Source organism: Falsiroseomonas sp. (assembly GCF_041690465.1).
In the GTDB taxonomy this organism is placed as follows: Bacteria; Pseudomonadota; Alphaproteobacteria; order Acetobacterales; family Acetobacteraceae; genus Falsiroseomonas.
Genome location: NZ_JAWLHG010000033.1, coordinates 24,980 through 39,151, shown reverse-complemented (window position 1 = coordinate 39,151; position 14,172 = coordinate 24,980). Strand labels below are relative to the sequence as shown.

Here is a 14,172-nt window from a genome sequence, read left to right as displayed (position 1 = left end):
GTGCGTGCTCCTCGACCGCATCGCCGCCCACCCGATCAACCGCATCGGCGAACTCGCCCCGTGGAGCCTGCAGCCCGACGCCACCTGAGCCCCCCTCAAGCCGCCGTGGCCGCAGCCGTCAGTCGCCGCTTACTGATCAGGTGCGGCCCGACCATGGGGCGGGTCGGCAGCGCCAGGGGATGGCGGGGATCGACGAGGTTCACCAGGGCCGACCGGAAGAGTTCGGGCTCCTGCGGCGGCAACTTTCTCCCAACTACACCATGGGATAAGGGGTGCCCGGCCGCTCTCTGCCCGATCCGGATCTCCTTCTCGACCAGCCAACGTAGTGGGCACCAGCAGGTTCGGATCATGGCGGGTGGAATCCAGCGCGCGGCGATCCGCTTCATTCGCTGCCAGGCGCATGACGGCTTCGCGGCGAACACATCCGCCGTCTCGCCGAGCGGGGTGAGGTCAAGGTCGAGCACCCAGGCGCGCGCCTTCCAGGCTTGCGGCGCGATCCCGGCGTCCGGCTCCGCCATCAGGTGATCCGCCGTCGCCTCGATCGTGCCGGAGACCCAATGGACCGTTTCGGAATCCACCTTGCGGGCGGCGGTCCGCAAATGGGCCGTCGACGACGCCTCGTCGTCCCGCCTGCGTGCATCGTAGATCGCATCGTGAAACGCAATGGCACAGGCGATGCGCGTGTCCCACGGCTCCGACGTCAACCACAGGCTCGCTGCGAACCGTCTGTGGTGCTGCCAAAGAAGCGCGGCATGGGCTGCGCCGCGGTAGTGCCGACCCGCGGCGCAAAGGCGCGCGCGCAGATCGTCCTGAGCCGTCAGGGACAAGGGAAGCCGAGCGAGCAGGCCCTCAAGGTCCTCCAATCGCCGCTTCACTCCTCGAGCCGGCCGATGGTGGCGTTGGCGGCCGAGACATTGCTGGCGAGCTGCCGTGCGACGGCTGTCATCAGCGACCAGGCGGCATCGGGATCGGACGTCCTCAGGACCTGCACATCGTCCGTCGTCAGGCGCAGGCAGCGCACGGCCTGCCGTGCGGTCGCGTCGGCGGAGCGATGCGCGGCCCCGAGCAGCGCCGATTCGCCGAAGACGATCCCGGCCGCGAGCACGGCCAGGCGCGTGGCGGGGCGGTCGGCCGCGGCCGGCAGGCTGATGGCGACCTGGCCCTCAAGCAGCACATAAGCCGCATCCGCCGGATCGCCCCGGCGCAAGATCACCGCGCCTGCCTCGAAGGCGACCTCCCGCATGCTCGGCAGCAGCGCGGCGACCGCGCGCGGTGGCAACCCGAGCGCATGTAGAACCTCCGTCGCGCCGCGGCCGGAAGGGCAACCCGGCTGCAGTGCCTGGAGCAGCGTCTCCTCCGCCGCCTCGACCGCAGCCGCGATGCTCTCGAACCCCACGCCGGGCGACAAGGCCGTTCGCAGGCCATGCGCCTCGAACTCCGACCCGGCACGGCTGGCCGCATGCATCGGGGCCAGCAGGACACGGCCGGGCCAGGCGCGACACGCCTCCAGCAGGCGCTGTGCGCCGGAAAGGTCGATCCAGGTCACGCGGCCCAGATCGAGGATGACAACCTCAGCGCCGGCCGCACGCAGCTTCTCGATCCGCAGCAGGATTCCCTCGGCGCTGCCGAAGAAGATCGCCCCCTGCAGTTCCAGCACCACCATGCGGTCGCCCGCCTCGCGCAGCAGCCGTTCCTCCAGCGCGGGCCGCCGCACGCGTGAGCGACCGGCCGGATTGTGCATGGTGCGCCGCACCGCGGACTGCGCCATGGCGAAGGTGAAGATGCCGATGGAGATCACCACGCCGATGGCGATGGCCGGGATCAGGCCCAGCAGCAGCGCCGAAGCGACGACCACGGCGATGACCGCGGCGTCGGCGGCCCTCCGTGCGCGGCCCGGGCCGGGTTTGGGGAAGAGCGGCTGCAACTGGAGCAGCCGCAGCACCGCTCCCATCAGCATGCCTGCCAGTGCGGCGAAGGGCAGCAACGCGACAAGCGGGCCCGCGAAGACCAGGGCAAGCAGCGCGACCAGGGCGCGGACGAGCATCGCCAGCCGCCCACGCCCGCCCCAGGCATGGCACGCCACCGAGGCGCTTGTCAGGGCGTTCCCAGGCACTCCGCCGAGTGCCCCGCCTGCCAGCATGGCGGCTCCGGCACCCGCCACGTCCCGCCTCGGCTCGGCGCGCCGTCCGGTGCGCTCGCGCAAGGCAGCGGCGGCCATCAGCGTCTCGGCCGTCGCGAGCAATGCCAGCGATGCTGCTGCGGCGGGCAGCAGCGTCAGGACCGCATCCCGCCCCGCGAGGGCGGGCCAGGCGCCGAACGCGCCCAGCACCGCGTCGGCGACATGGGCTGGCGAGGGCGCGGCCATCACCGCCGGGCCGACCGCCAGACCGGCTTCGGCCAGCGCATGGTGCAGGACCGTCGCCGCGGCCAAGGCGACGACGGGTGCGGGAACCAGCGGCAGCGGCCGGACCATCAAGGCGAAAGCCAGCGCGGCCACGCCGAGGGAGGCCGGGCGCAACGCCTCGCCCACCAGCCCCTGTCCGGGCGCCATGCCGAGCGCCACCGGCGCCTGGCCGACGAAGATCAACACGACCACGGCGTTCGCCATGCCGATCGTCACCGGCGTCGGGATGTGCGAGGCGAGACGTGCGAGACCGCTCCGCACCATGACCAGCATCAGGAGCCCCGCGAGGAGCGCGAGCAGCATCGCCAGCAGGATGCCGGCGCCGGGCGTATCCGGCTCGGCCGCCGCGAGCAGCGATCCGGTGACCAGCGCCGTGGCCGCCGTCGTCGTCCCGATCAGGGGGCGGGTCGCGGCGAGCGCGGCGACGCAGAGGCCGGCCGCCGCCGAGACCGCAAGCGCCACCGCCATGCCCGTCGCGGTCGCGCCGGTCCCGAGCGGCGCGAAGGCGAGCATCCCATGCGTCAGGCTCTGCGCGGCCACGACCAAGCCGGTGCTGGCCCCCGCACCCGCCTCGCGCATCCACTCCTGCGACCGGCGCCGGGGCGCTTCCTGGCGCGAGGCTGCGGGTGGCGCGTCCATCAGCCGATCTCGACCTGCGCGCCACTGCCTCCGTTGAGCAGGCGGCGAAGGTGGAAGCTGGCCAGGGGATCGGCTTCGGCCGCTCCGACGAGGACTGCGAAGGCCGGCAGCGCCACCGGATCACGCGCCGCGAGCTTCGCGAAGGCAACGCCGTAGGCCGTGGTGGATGGCAGGGCGAAGCGGTCGGGCGAGAGCGGCTCGAAGGCTCGCAGCGCCTCGGTCCGCCCCCGCAGCAGCAGGTCGCCCGCCGGCCGGCCCTGGAAACGCGGCACGCGCTCGGCCACCGCCGCGCTGGCGCAGATGCGGGTGCCGAGCGCCTTGTTGGCTGCCTGCAGCCGCGCGACCATGTTGATGGTGTCGCCGTAGGCCGTGTAGTCGAAGTAGCGCCCGCCGCCGAAATCACCGACCAGGGCTTCGCCGGAGTGGATGCCGATGCGCGTTGGCCCGAAGCCTATGCCCTCGGCGGCGCGCGCCGCACGGAACGCTTCCGCGTAGCCATCCAGGGCGAGGGCGCAGGCGACGCCGCGCGCCGCGTGATCCGGCTGTTCCTCCGGCGCGCCGAACAGCACCAGCAGCGCGTCGCCCATGATCTTCGTCACTGTCCCGCCATGCGCGAAGATGATCTCGGTCATGCCGGCGAAGTAGCCATTGACCAGGCTTGCGAGCGCCTGCGGCGTCATCGTCTCCACCAGCGCCGTGAAGCCGGTGACGTCGGTGAAGAGCGCCGTGATCTCGCGCCGCTGGCTGGCAAGGTCCAGCGACCGCGCATCGGATGCGAGCTGCGCCGCGAGATTGGGGGAGAAGTAGCGCGACAGCGCAGCCTGCGCGCGCTCTGCCGCTGCCCGGCGCGCGCGCGCATCGCGCATCGCCGCGACGTGGCGAAGCGTCCGCATGAGCGTCGCGTCCAGGTCGGCCAGGTCGATCGGCTTGGTCAGGAAGTCGAAGGCGCCGCGGTTCATGGCGGTGCGGATGTTCGCCATGTCGCCATAGGCGGAGACGATCACGGTGGCCGGTGGGTCGTCGGTGCGCTGCAGGTGGCCGAGCAGCGTGAGACCATCCATGCGCGGCATGTTGATGTCTGCCAGCACCAGCGCGATGCCCGGATCCCGCGCGATCGCCTCCAGCGCCTCGACGCCGTCGCGCGCGAAGGCGAAGGACAGCGCCCCGTCCCGCACCTCGCGCCGGAACTTCTGCAGGATGAGCGCCTCGAGGTCCGGCTCGTCGTCCACCACGAGGATCCGGCTCATGGTGCAGGCTTCCCGCCCGTCCACGATGCCAGGCGACGATCCACCTCGGCCCGCACGCTGGCGAAGTCCACGGGCTTCGGCAGGAGGTCGTCCGCACCTTGCTCCAGGGCACGGCGCCTGGTCTGCGGATCGGCATAGGCGGTGATCATGATCACGGGCAGGTCGGGGCGCTGCTCCTTCACGCGACGGAGCAGGTCGAAGCCGCCCATGCCCGGCATGTTCACATCCGACAGCAGCAGGATGATGTCGCGCTCGCGCGCCTCGACGACGATGGTAAGCGCCTGCTCGCCAGAGGTGGCGAACTCCAGGTCGAATCGGCCTGCCTTCACGTCGCGGCGGAACTGCTGGCGGAACAGCGCCTCGATGTCCGGCTCGTCGTCCACGACAAGGACCAGCACGCTCACGCAGCCTTCCCCACGGCAGCTCTGGAACGCGGCAGCGTCACGACGAACTCCGCGAAGCGGCCGGGCTCGGTCGCCACCTCGATCGTGCCGCCGTGTTGCTTGACCACGATGTCGTGGCTCAGCGACAGGCCGAGCCCCGTTCCCTGGCCGGGCGGCTTGGTCGTGAAGAACGGCTCGAAGATGCGCGACCGCACCGCGGCCGGGATGCCGGAGCCGTTGTCGCGGACACGGATCTCCACCTGGTCGTCGAGTGCACGCGTCGTGACGGAGAGGGTCGGCTGGAATCCGCCCCCCTCCGTCAGCTGCTTCGCATAGGCCGCGTGGAAGCCGTTGCCGATCAGGTTGAGCAGCACGCGCGTGAACTCCTGCGGGTAGAGCTCGACCATACCCAGCGCGGGGTCGAGGGACTTGTCGAGGGCGATGTTGAAGCCCGGCTTCTCGGCCCGCGCGCCGTGGTAGGCGAGGTTGAGCGACTCCTCGATCAGTCCATTGAGGTCCACGAGACGCCGCTCCCCGCCGCCTTCGCGCGAATGGGCGAGCATGTTGCGCACGATGCTGTCGGCGCGCCGCCCGTGCTGGATCACCTTCGCGAGATTGCCGCGGAGCGTCCGGGCGAGGTCCGCCACCTCCTCGCGCAGCCCAGGCGCGAGGGAAGGCCCCGCCGCGGCCAGCGCCTGTTCCAGCTCGTCCAGCAGTTCGACCGAGAGATCGGCGAAGTTGTTCACGAAGTTCAGCGGGTTCTTGATCTCGTGCGCGATCCCTGCCGTGAGCTGGCCGAGCGAGGCGAGCTTCTCGGTCTGGATCAGCCGGTCCTGCGCCGTGCGCAGCTCGTCGAGCGACTTTTGCAGCTCGGTGGTCCGCGCCTGCACCTCCTGGAAGAGGCGTGCATTCTCGATCGCGATCACCGCCTGGTCCGCGAAGGTCTGCAGCAGCGTGAGCTGCGCCGGGTCGAGCCGGCAACCAGGCTCGCTTCGGGTCATGATGATGCAACCGATGCCCGCACCATCGGCGAGCAGCGGCACGAAGGTCGTCGAGCGGAAGCCCGTTGCCGTCTGCACCCGGCGCGACACCGTCGGCGGCTCCTCTGCCGCGGCGTCGGTGAGCTCGACGACGCGTCGCTCGTGGACAGCGCGGGAGGCCTGCGAGGTCGCGGGATCGAAGGGGAAGGGATACACGGCACGCATCTGGCTCAGGATCAGGGCCGCGTCCTCGCGCGAGGCGGAGGCCGCCGCCTCGAAGTGGAACATCCCGTACCGCAGGATGACGATGCTCGCCGACCACGACGGGAAAAGCTTGGCTGCGCTGCTCACGATAGCCTCGAAGACCGGCTTCGTGTCCGATGTCGAGCGGGAGATGATGCTGAGCACGTCCGAGGTCGCGGTCTGATGGTCAAGGCTTTCCCGCAGCTCCCGCGTCCGCTCGTCCACCCGCCGTTCCAGCGTTTCCTGCGCGTCCTGGATGCGCTCGGCCATCTCGTTGAAGCGCAGCGCGAGCGTACCGATCTCGTCGCTGCCGCGGACCGTGATTCGCTCGGCAAGAGCGCCGCCGCCGAGGCGCTCGGCGCCGGCCTGGAGCTGGCGGATCGGGCCGATCAGCCGGCGCGCCAGCAACGCGCCTGCGCCGAGCGCGAGCAGCACGCCGAGGGCGAGCAGTGCCAGGGTCTGGTAGAACGTGGCATAGACCGGCGCCAGCGCCTCGGCTCTCGGCTGCTCGACGAAGACGATCCAGTCGAGGCGCGCGATGACCGCGTGGGCCGAAAGTACGGGGCGGCCATCGAGGGCGCGTGCCGCGACCACGCGCCCGGAATCACCCACCGCTCTGCTCGCGGCCATGGCGGCCGCGATCTGCGGGAGGCCGGAAAGGTTGGTGTCGCGCAGCACCAGGCTCATGTCGGGATGCGCAATCAGCCGGCCCGCCGTGTCGGTGACGAAGGCGTAGCCGGTGCCGCCGACGCGGATCGCGGTGATGACCTCCCAGATCAGCTTGAGGTTCACCTCCGCGATGGTCGCGCCGGCACCGCGCCCGGCATGCGCCATGGCGACGGCCATGTAGGGCTCCGAGCCGCGGCGGAAGTTCACCGGACCGTACCAGACGCGCGCCTCTCGCGCGCCCAGTACGCGTGGGTCGGCGGACAGGTCGGCGCCGCTGTCGAGCGCGTCCGGCTCCAGCCGGGACAGACGCAGCCGCTCCCGCCCGGCGCCATCGACGTAGAGCAGCTCGGTGATCGCCGGCGCCTGCCGCAGCAGTCGGATGAAGTCGTAGCGTCGCTGCTCCATTGTCACGCGCGCCCAGTCGGCACGCGCGGTCCAGCCCATCTGCTGCTCGAGCTCGGTGACGAACTGCGCCACGCGGTCGGCGGCGGCATCCGCCTTCTCCTGCGCGAACCGCACCGCCGCCTCGGTCGCCTCCCGATAGGCGAACCACATGCTGATGCTGCCGTTCACGACCAGCACGGCCGTGACCAGGCCGAGGAAGGACAGGATCAGGCGCTGCGTCAGGGAGAGGGTGCGCCGCAGCCTCATTCCGGCACCTGCCCGGCCAGGACCGGCAGCGTAGCCGGCGATGCGACGCCCGGCGACCGTGCAAGGCGGCTCGGCCCGGTCATTCGATCACCGCCTCGGCCCGCGCCAGCAAATGCGTCGGCACTTCGAGCCCGATGGCGGCGGCGGTGCGCTGGTTCACCACCAGCTCGAAGCTGCGCGGCTGCTCGATCGGCATCGCCTCCGGCCGCGTGCCGCGCAGGATGCGATCCACGAAATGCGCCAGCCGGCGATAGGAGTCGGGCAGCACCGGGCCGTAGGAGAGCAGCGCCCCCGCCTCCGCGAAGGCGCGCCAGCCGGACACCAGGGGAATGCGCAGCGCCATCGCGAAGCGCGCTATGGCCGCGCGGTTCTGCAGGGCGAAGCCGTCGGCGAAGGCGAGCAGCGCGCCGGGTGGCGCGGCGGCGAGCCTGGCGAAGGCCAGTTCCAGCTCGGCGGCGTTGCGCGTGTGGTGCATGGCCGTGGCGATGCCGAACCGCGCAGCGACGCCTTCCGCAACGGCGCGTTCCATGGCTTCGCCGGGATGGGCGGGGTTGGCCAGGATCGCGAGCTGCGTGAGCCCCGGCAGGAGGTCGCGCAGCAGCTCCACGCGCTTGCCGTTCATCTCGGCGGAGAGGAAGGTGACGCCGGTGGTGCCCGGTGCGGGACGCGCCAGGCTCTCCGCGAGCCCGGCCGCGACCGGATCGCTGCTCATCACGAAGACGACCGGCACGGGCGGCCGGGCGCGGATGACCGGCGCGACCGCGACGCCCTGCGCGAGCAGCACATGCACCGGCAGCCGGACGAGCTCGGCCAGCAGTGCGGGCAGGCGCGCGGCGTCGTCATCGCCGAAGCGGTAGGCGATCTCGAGGTTGCGGCCCTCCACCAGCCGGGCCTCCGCCAGCCCGGCGCGCAGCGCGGGCAGAAAGGGCGTGAGGCTCGCTTCGCGCTGCGCCGTCAGCCACCCGATCCGCGCGAGGGGACGCGAAGGCTGCGCCCTGGCGGGCGCGGCAGCCAGGAAAGGCGCGGCGAGGAGCGTGCGGCGATGCATCGGCCTCAGTCCAGCACGAGATCGGCACGCGCGAGAACAGGGATCGGCACGGCAAGGCCGATGGCCTCGGCGATGCGCAGGTTGATCACGGTCTCCACCCGTGTCGGCGCCTCGATCGGGATGTCGGCGGGCGCCACGCCGCGCAGGACCAGGGCGAGGTGATGGCCGATGCGCTGGTAGATGGCGGCGATGCTCGGCCCGTGGCTCAGCATGCATCCCTCCTCGACCATGATGCCGAACAGGCAGACGGTCGCGATCCCGGCCTCCCTCGCCTGCGCGGCGAGCAGACGTATGTCGCCCAGCGTCTCGGGCGTGCCCCCGAGCACGACGGCGCCGACGCCATCCCGGCGCATCGCCGCGAGCGCGGCGCGGAACTCACCGGCCTCGCCGATCCCATAGACGCGAAGCGCGCGCCCGATCCCTTCGGCAGACCTGCGCATCGCCGCCTCGCGCTGCTCCTGGCCGATGGTGTCGCGATAGAACAGCACGCCGACGACGCTGGCATCTGGCGTCAGCTCGGCGGCCAGCTCCACCCGCTTGACCTCGGACTCGACGGTGTTGAGCGCAACGCCGGTGGTGTTGCTGCCCGGGCGTGCCATGCTGGTTCCAGCGAGAACCCGGAAATCCGCGCCGAACATGACGATGGGAATGGTCGTGGTGGCTTGGCGCGCGGCCTCGATGGCCGGCCCGCTGATCGCGACGATCGCGTCCGGCGCGCGGCGCACGGCCTCCGCCGCTGCCTGCGGCTGCAGCCGCGCGCCTGCGACGAAGGGTTCAAGGGTGAAGCTCGCCCCCTCCCGCAGGTTGCGCCGGGCAAGCTCCGGCAGGAGGTACTCGCGAAGCAGTTCGATCGCCCGCGCCGTGAGCGCCAGCACCGCGATGCGTCGCGGGGCCGCCTGCGCGCGGGCGGTCATCACCAGCAGCGGCATCGAGAGCAGGGGAGTCGAGAACAGCACCCGGCGCGGGATCATTCGACGATCTCGTCGGCGCGATCCAGGATCGAGGGCGGAATCTCGATGCCGAGCGCCCTGGCGGCGCGCAGGTCGATGACGAATTCGAAGCGGGTGGGGTTCTCGACCGGCAGGTGGCTGATCGGCGTGCCGTTGGCCGCCCGCACGACCTGCCGAGCGGCCCGGCGGAAGCCTTCGCTGATGTCGGGCCCATAGCTCATGAGGCCACCGCCCGTTAGATAGCGCTTGTTCGACAGCATCAGCGGCATGCCGTGCCTGATCGCGACCTCGCCGAGCCTCACGCGACTGGTGATGGTGGAGACATCCGAGACCACGAAGGTCGCCGCCACGCCGTCGCGCTTCAGCGCCGCGAATGCGTCGTCCAGCCCCTCGGGGACGGCGATTCCCCGGAAGACCAGGTCGATGCCGAGCGCCGCCTGGGCCCGCCACGCCTCATCGATCTGGATCTGCGAGGGGTAATAGGTGTTGAAGATCACCGCGAACCTGCCGGCTTGCGGAAACGCATCGCGCATCAGCTGCACGCGTTTGGCCGACAATTCGCCAGCATGGAACGACTGGCCGGTCACGTTGGCTTCCGGCCGGGCGAGGCTCTGGACGAGCCCGTCCTGGATGGCGTCGCGCGTCGCGCCGAAGATGATCGGGATCGTCGTCGTTGCTGCCCTGGCTGCCAGGACACCGCCCCGCGTGGACGCGACGATCGCGTCCACCCTGGCAGCGACGAAGGACTTCATGACGTCGCGGAGGTCGTGGTCGGGACGCAGCTGGTGGCGGTAGTCGATCGTCAGGTTTCTTCCGACCATATACCCGTTCTCCCGCATCCCGAGCTCGAACTTCTCCTCGAATATCGTCCTCTCAGGTCCGTTGACGACGTATCCGACCCGCAGCGGCCTGCCGGAAGCCGCGGCCGACAATCCGTGCAGCAGCGGCGAGGCCAGGAAGGCAGCGGTCAAGGACCGCCTGAGAAGCCGGGGCGGATCCTCTGCCGCCCGCGGAGACGGAGGTTCGGAGAGGCAGCGGCGCGCGATCATTCGATGACCTCGTCGGCAGCGGCGACGAGCATGCCGGGAAACTCCCGGCGAAGGGTGCGCGCCGCCTGAAGGTTGATCAGGAACTCGAAGCGCGTCGGCAGCTGGACCGCCAGGTCGGCGGCCCGTTCGCCGCGCAGGATCCGGTCGACATAGGCCGCCGCGCGGCGGAACAGGTCGAGCGGCTCGAAGCCATAGGACATCAGCCCGCCGGATTCGACGAAGGGGCGGAAGGGGTAGATCGCCGGCATGCGCGCGTGCGCCGCTGCGCCAATCAGGCGCGTGCGTGCGAGCAGGTTGAGCGCGGTGGGCAGCACGATCATCCCGGCCCCACCCTCGCGCGCGAACGCCGCCAGCCGGTCTTCGACGACTTCCCCCGGAGACCGGAAGGGCAGGTCCGTCGCGGCGAGACCGAGGGCGGGCGCCCGCGCCAGGATACGGGCCGAGAGACCTGCAAAGCCGCGGAACTCCTGGTCCCCGACGATGGCGACACGCCGCAATCGCGGGTCGAATTCGCGCAGCAGGGCGAGCCACTTGCCGCCCAGTTCCGGCTCGTAGGTCGCGAAGCCGGTCACGTGGCCGCCCGGGCGGGCCATGCTCTGCACGAAGCCGGCTCCGACCGGGTCCACCACGACGACGAAGACCACCGGGATATGGCGGTTGTGCCGCATCAGGGCCGCCAGCTGCGGCGTGCCGTTGGATACGATGACCTCCGGCGCCATCGCGACGAGGTCACGCGCATGCGCCTCGGCGCGCGCCACGTCGCCCGCGCCCCAGCGATAGGTGACCTGCAGGTTGCGCCCTTCCATCCAGCCTAGCGCACGAAGCCCCTCGCGCAGTGCTGCGGCGCGGCCGATGGCGTCCGGGTCCCCTTCGGCGCTGGAGATGATCACGGCGATGCGGCGCCGCCGCTCGGCAGGCTGCGCGGCGGCCAGGCGTGGGGCAGCCAGGCCGGTCGGCAGCATCACGAGCCATGGGCGCCGCCTCATTCGATCACCTCCTCCGCCCGCGCCAGCACGGCCTGCGGAACGGTGAGGCCGAGGGCGCGCGCCGTGCGCAGGTTGACGACAAACTCCACCGCGGTCGGTAGCTGGACCGGGAGGTCGCCGGGCCGCTCGCCCCGCAGGATGCGCACGACATAGCCTGCAGCGCGACGGAACAGGTCAGGCAGGCTGGCGCCATAGCTGAACAGCGCGCCGGCCTCGGCGAAACGCGCCTGGTCGCCGATCACCGCGATCCCCTCGGCCATCGCCGCCGCAATGATCTCCGAGATCATAGAACTGGTGAGGAAGTCGCGCACCACGACCAGCGCCTGCGCGCCATCGGCCCGCAGCGCCTGCATGCCGGCCGCCAGCGCCGCACCGTCGCGCGATGCGAGCGGCAGGCGCAGCGCGCGCAGCCCCTGGGCGCGGGCCGAGGCCTCGGTCAGCCTTCCCCACGCGTCGAATGTCGGGTCGGTCCCATTGTGCACCACGCCGATGGCGGCCAGGTCCGGGATGGTCTCGCGCAGGAACTCGATGCGCTTGGCCGACATCTCCTCGCCGAAGCTTGCGAATCCCGTGACCGAGCCGCCCGGCCTGGCGAGTGAGGCGAAGAGCTCCGGGTCGCTCTGCACCGGCGGCAGTCCGATGGCAACGAGCGGGATGGCGGTGGCGCGCCGCACCGCGCGCGCCGCCGCGGGGCCGGGCACGATGAACACATCCACTGGCAGCGCGGTGAGGTCGCGGATGATTGCGGCGCCCCGCGCCGGATCCCCATCGGCGTGGCGATGGTCGAACAGCCAGGTCTGGCCCTCCACCTGGCCCTGCGCGCGCATTCCCTCGCGGAAGGCCTCGACGGTGAGGCGGTCGCCCTCGGGCGAGGCGAAGCCGACGAAGCCCACCACGGGCAGGCGGCGCTGCGCGCGGGCGAGAGCGGGCGGGAGACACAGCAGCGACAGCGTGCGGCGCGCGATCATTCGATCACCTCATCGGCCTGCGCGAGCAGCGGCGGCGGAAGATGCAGGCCGAGTGCGGCGGCGACGCGAAGGTCCACGGCGAAGCGATAGCGGGTCGGCCGCTCGAGCGGCAGGCTGCCGGGATCCTCCCCGGCAAGGATGCGTTCCACGATCGGCATCACCCGCGAATAGTAGTGTGCCTGGTCGGGGCCATAGCCGAGCAGCAGCCCGTGGCCGACGAAATTGGCCAGGAAGGCGATGGCCGGCAGCCCGGCATCACGCAGCGCGGCGCTGAGCCGCGGCAGCATGTCCGTGTAGCCGGGCGCGGTCAGCATCACGACGCCGGTGCGGGCGTGATCCAGCCGTCCGACGGCGGCGGCATGGTCGCTCACTTCGAACGGGTTGAGCACCTCGAAGGAGAGCCGCCGTGCGGCGGCCTGCGTCTGCGCTGCCTGGCGCTGATGCATCCCGGTCGAGGGTTCCCACAGGAAGACCACGTGGCGGATGCGCGGCGCGGCCTCCATCAGCAGGTCGAGCCATTTGGCGGCGATGGAGGGCTGATGGAGGAACAGCCCGGTGACATGCCCGCCGGGTCGCGCTTCGCTTGCCGCAAGCCCCGCCTCGATCGGATCGGTTTCGAGGTCGGCGGCGACCACGGGAACGCCCCGGCCATGCCGCGCCGCGGCGAGGACGGCCGGCGCGCCGACCGCAATCAGAACACCGGGGTCGTGCGCCAGCAACTCGGCAACCAGGCCGGGCAGACGCTCCGGCATGCCGCCGCCGGCCCGCAGGAAGGCGTTCTGGCCCGCCACGAATCCCGCGTGCTGCCAGTCCGTCGAGATGATGCGCAGGGCGTTGTTGGTGGGCGCGATACTGACGGAATGGAGATAGCCGATGCGGCGGGGCCGGCGGGTCTGGGCCAGGGCGGGCACCGCCGATGCGAGCGGGATGGCGAGGACTTCGCGCCGCTTCATGGCAGTACCTCATCGGCACGGGCGAGCAGCAGGGGCGGGATGTCGAAGCCGAGGCGCGTCGCGACCGCCATGTTCACCACCAGCTCGAAGCGCTCCGGCCGCTCCATGGGAACCGCGCCGGGCGGCTCGCCGCGCAGGATGCGCGCCACCTGCGCGGCGTTGCGCCGGCGCAGCTCCGCATTGCTCGCGCCATAGCTCACCGCGCAGCCGGCTTCCGCCATGTGCCGCCAGTCGCAGAGCAGCGGCAGCCCGACCTCGGCCGCGTGGGCCGCGAGCAGCGCAGGATTGCCGGCGAAGCCAGGGAAGGAGCCGACCACGACCACGCGCGCGCCGCCGTCGCGCAGCTTGGCAAGCGCGGCTGCGTAGGTCTCCGGGCCGCCGGCCCGCGCCAGCGCGATCGGGATGCCGAGCGCGGCGGCCTCGGCCTCGATGCGGTCGGGCGCCAGCGTGGCGCCGGCAAGGAATCCGATCGGCGCCGCGCCGGGGGCAAGGGCGCGCGCGAATTCCAGCCGCTTGGTGTCCAGCTCCTCGCCCAGCATGACGATGCCCGTCACCAGGCCGCCCGGCCGCGCCAGGCTCTCCGCGAGGCCATTGGCCACCGGGTCGTTGCCGGCGAAGCCCATGACGATGGGCAGGCGCGGATCGGCGGCGCGCAGCAGCCGCGCCACCGGGTTGCTTACCGCGATCGCGACATCGAGCCGCGCTGCGCCGAGCTCCGCCGCCAGCGCGGGCAGCGGCGTCGCCTCGCCATCCGTGCTGCGCAGCATGACCTCGAGGTTGCGACCCTCGACAAAGCCGAGGCGGGCGAGCTCGGGCAGCGTCCAGCGCCGCACGCCCTCAATCGAGAAGCGTCCGGGCGCGAGCACGCCGAGGCGATGGATGCGTCTCTGCGCGCGCGCGGGCGCGGCGAGCGCCAGCCCGAGCGCGCCGAGCATCGCCGCCCGCCGCCCCGTCCGGTCCTCCCGCTGCCGTCCCGTCATGCGCCCTTCCGAACCCCCAGCC

At 71.8% G+C, this 14,172-nt stretch carries 12 protein-coding genes; all 12 read right to left on the bottom strand.

What is annotated here, in order from left to right; genetic code table 11:
- Window positions 1-95: 95 nt before the first annotated feature.
- The 12 genes from ACESM1_RS23105 to ACESM1_RS23050 all read right to left on the bottom strand — a co-directional run bounded on the left by ACESM1_RS23105 (window position 96) and on the right by ACESM1_RS23050 (window position 14,150).
- Window positions 96-863, bottom strand: a complete 768-nt coding sequence (locus ACESM1_RS23105; protein WP_372623572.1) for a hypothetical protein — start codon at window positions 861-863, stop codon at window positions 96-98.
- Between the two features lie 8 nt (window positions 864-871).
- Window positions 872-3,043 carry a SulP family inorganic anion transporter gene (locus ACESM1_RS23100; RefSeq protein WP_372623571.1) on the bottom strand — a complete coding sequence of 724 codons (2,172 nt, stop codon included), beginning with the start codon at window positions 3,041-3,043 and terminating at the stop codon, window positions 872-874.
- Window positions 3,043-4,290, bottom strand: a complete 1,248-nt coding sequence (locus ACESM1_RS23095; RefSeq protein ID WP_372623570.1) for an adenylate/guanylate cyclase domain-containing protein — start codon at window positions 4,288-4,290, stop codon at window positions 3,043-3,045. The genes ACESM1_RS23100 and ACESM1_RS23095 overlap by 1 nt, the downstream gene beginning before the upstream one ends.
- Entirely contained in the window at window positions 4,287-4,694 is a 408-nt protein-coding gene (locus tag ACESM1_RS23090) for a response regulator (protein WP_372623569.1), read from the bottom strand. Before ACESM1_RS23090 ends, ACESM1_RS23095 begins: the two co-directional genes overlap by 4 nt.
- Complete coding sequence (locus tag ACESM1_RS23085; RefSeq protein WP_372623568.1) at window positions 4,691-7,216, bottom strand: ATP-binding protein; 2,526 nt, start codon at window positions 7,214-7,216, stop codon at window positions 4,691-4,693. The genes ACESM1_RS23090 and ACESM1_RS23085 overlap by 4 nt, the downstream gene beginning before the upstream one ends.
- 79 nt (window positions 7,217-7,295) lie before the next feature.
- Entirely contained in the window at window positions 7,296-8,264 is a 969-nt protein-coding gene (locus ACESM1_RS23080; protein WP_372623567.1) for an ABC transporter substrate-binding protein, read from the bottom strand.
- 5 nt (window positions 8,265-8,269) lie between these two features.
- Entirely contained in the window at window positions 8,270-9,235 is a 966-nt protein-coding gene (locus tag ACESM1_RS23075) for an ABC transporter substrate-binding protein (RefSeq protein ID WP_372623566.1), read from the bottom strand.
- Window positions 9,232-10,185 carry an ABC transporter substrate-binding protein gene (locus tag ACESM1_RS23070; RefSeq protein ID WP_372623565.1) on the bottom strand — a complete coding sequence of 318 codons (954 nt, stop codon included), beginning with the start codon at window positions 10,183-10,185 and terminating at the stop codon, window positions 9,232-9,234. Before ACESM1_RS23070 ends, ACESM1_RS23075 begins: the two co-directional genes overlap by 4 nt.
- A 74-nt stretch (window positions 10,186-10,259) precedes the next feature.
- Window positions 10,260-11,249, bottom strand: a complete 990-nt coding sequence (locus tag ACESM1_RS23065; RefSeq protein WP_372623564.1) for an ABC transporter substrate-binding protein — start codon at window positions 11,247-11,249, stop codon at window positions 10,260-10,262.
- Window positions 11,246-12,217 carry an ABC transporter substrate-binding protein gene (locus ACESM1_RS23060; RefSeq protein WP_372623563.1) on the bottom strand — a complete coding sequence of 324 codons (972 nt, stop codon included), beginning with the start codon at window positions 12,215-12,217 and terminating at the stop codon, window positions 11,246-11,248. Before ACESM1_RS23060 ends, ACESM1_RS23065 begins: the two co-directional genes overlap by 4 nt.
- Window positions 12,214-13,170 carry an ABC transporter substrate-binding protein gene (locus ACESM1_RS23055; RefSeq protein WP_372623562.1) on the bottom strand — a complete coding sequence of 319 codons (957 nt, stop codon included), beginning with the start codon at window positions 13,168-13,170 and terminating at the stop codon, window positions 12,214-12,216. Before ACESM1_RS23055 ends, ACESM1_RS23060 begins: the two co-directional genes overlap by 4 nt.
- Window positions 13,167-14,150 (bottom strand): ABC transporter substrate-binding protein, encoded by a 984-nt coding sequence (locus tag ACESM1_RS23050; RefSeq protein WP_372623561.1) that lies wholly within the window; start codon window positions 14,148-14,150, stop codon window positions 13,167-13,169. Before ACESM1_RS23050 ends, ACESM1_RS23055 begins: the two co-directional genes overlap by 4 nt.
- Window positions 14,151-14,172 lie beyond the last annotated feature (22 nt).

Coding starts and splice junctions, on each gene's coding strand:
- ACESM1_RS23100 (WP_372623571.1), bottom strand. CDS start 3,043: ATGGACGCGCCACCCGCAGCCTCGCGCCAGGAAGCGCCCCGGCGCCGG.
- ACESM1_RS23095 (WP_372623570.1), bottom strand. CDS start 4,290: ATGAGCCGGATCCTCGTGGTGGACGACGAGCCGGACCTCGAGGCGCTC.
- ACESM1_RS23085 (WP_372623568.1), bottom strand. CDS start 7,216: ATGAGGCTGCGGCGCACCCTCTCCCTGACGCAGCGCCTGATCCTGTCC.
- ACESM1_RS23080 (WP_372623567.1), bottom strand. CDS start 8,264: ATGCATCGCCGCACGCTCCTCGCCGCGCCTTTCCTGGCTGCCGCGCCC.
- ACESM1_RS23075 (WP_372623566.1), bottom strand. CDS start 9,235: ATGATCCCGCGCCGGGTGCTGTTCTCGACTCCCCTGCTCTCGATGCCG.
- ACESM1_RS23065 (WP_372623564.1), bottom strand. CDS start 11,249: ATGAGGCGGCGCCCATGGCTCGTGATGCTGCCGACCGGCCTGGCTGCC.
- ACESM1_RS23060 (WP_372623563.1), bottom strand. CDS start 12,217: ATGATCGCGCGCCGCACGCTGTCGCTGCTGTGTCTCCCGCCCGCTCTC.
- ACESM1_RS23055 (WP_372623562.1), bottom strand. CDS start 13,170: ATGAAGCGGCGCGAAGTCCTCGCCATCCCGCTCGCATCGGCGGTGCCC.
- ACESM1_RS23050 (WP_372623561.1), bottom strand. CDS start 14,150: ATGACGGGACGGCAGCGGGAGGACCGGACGGGGCGGCGGGCGGCGATG.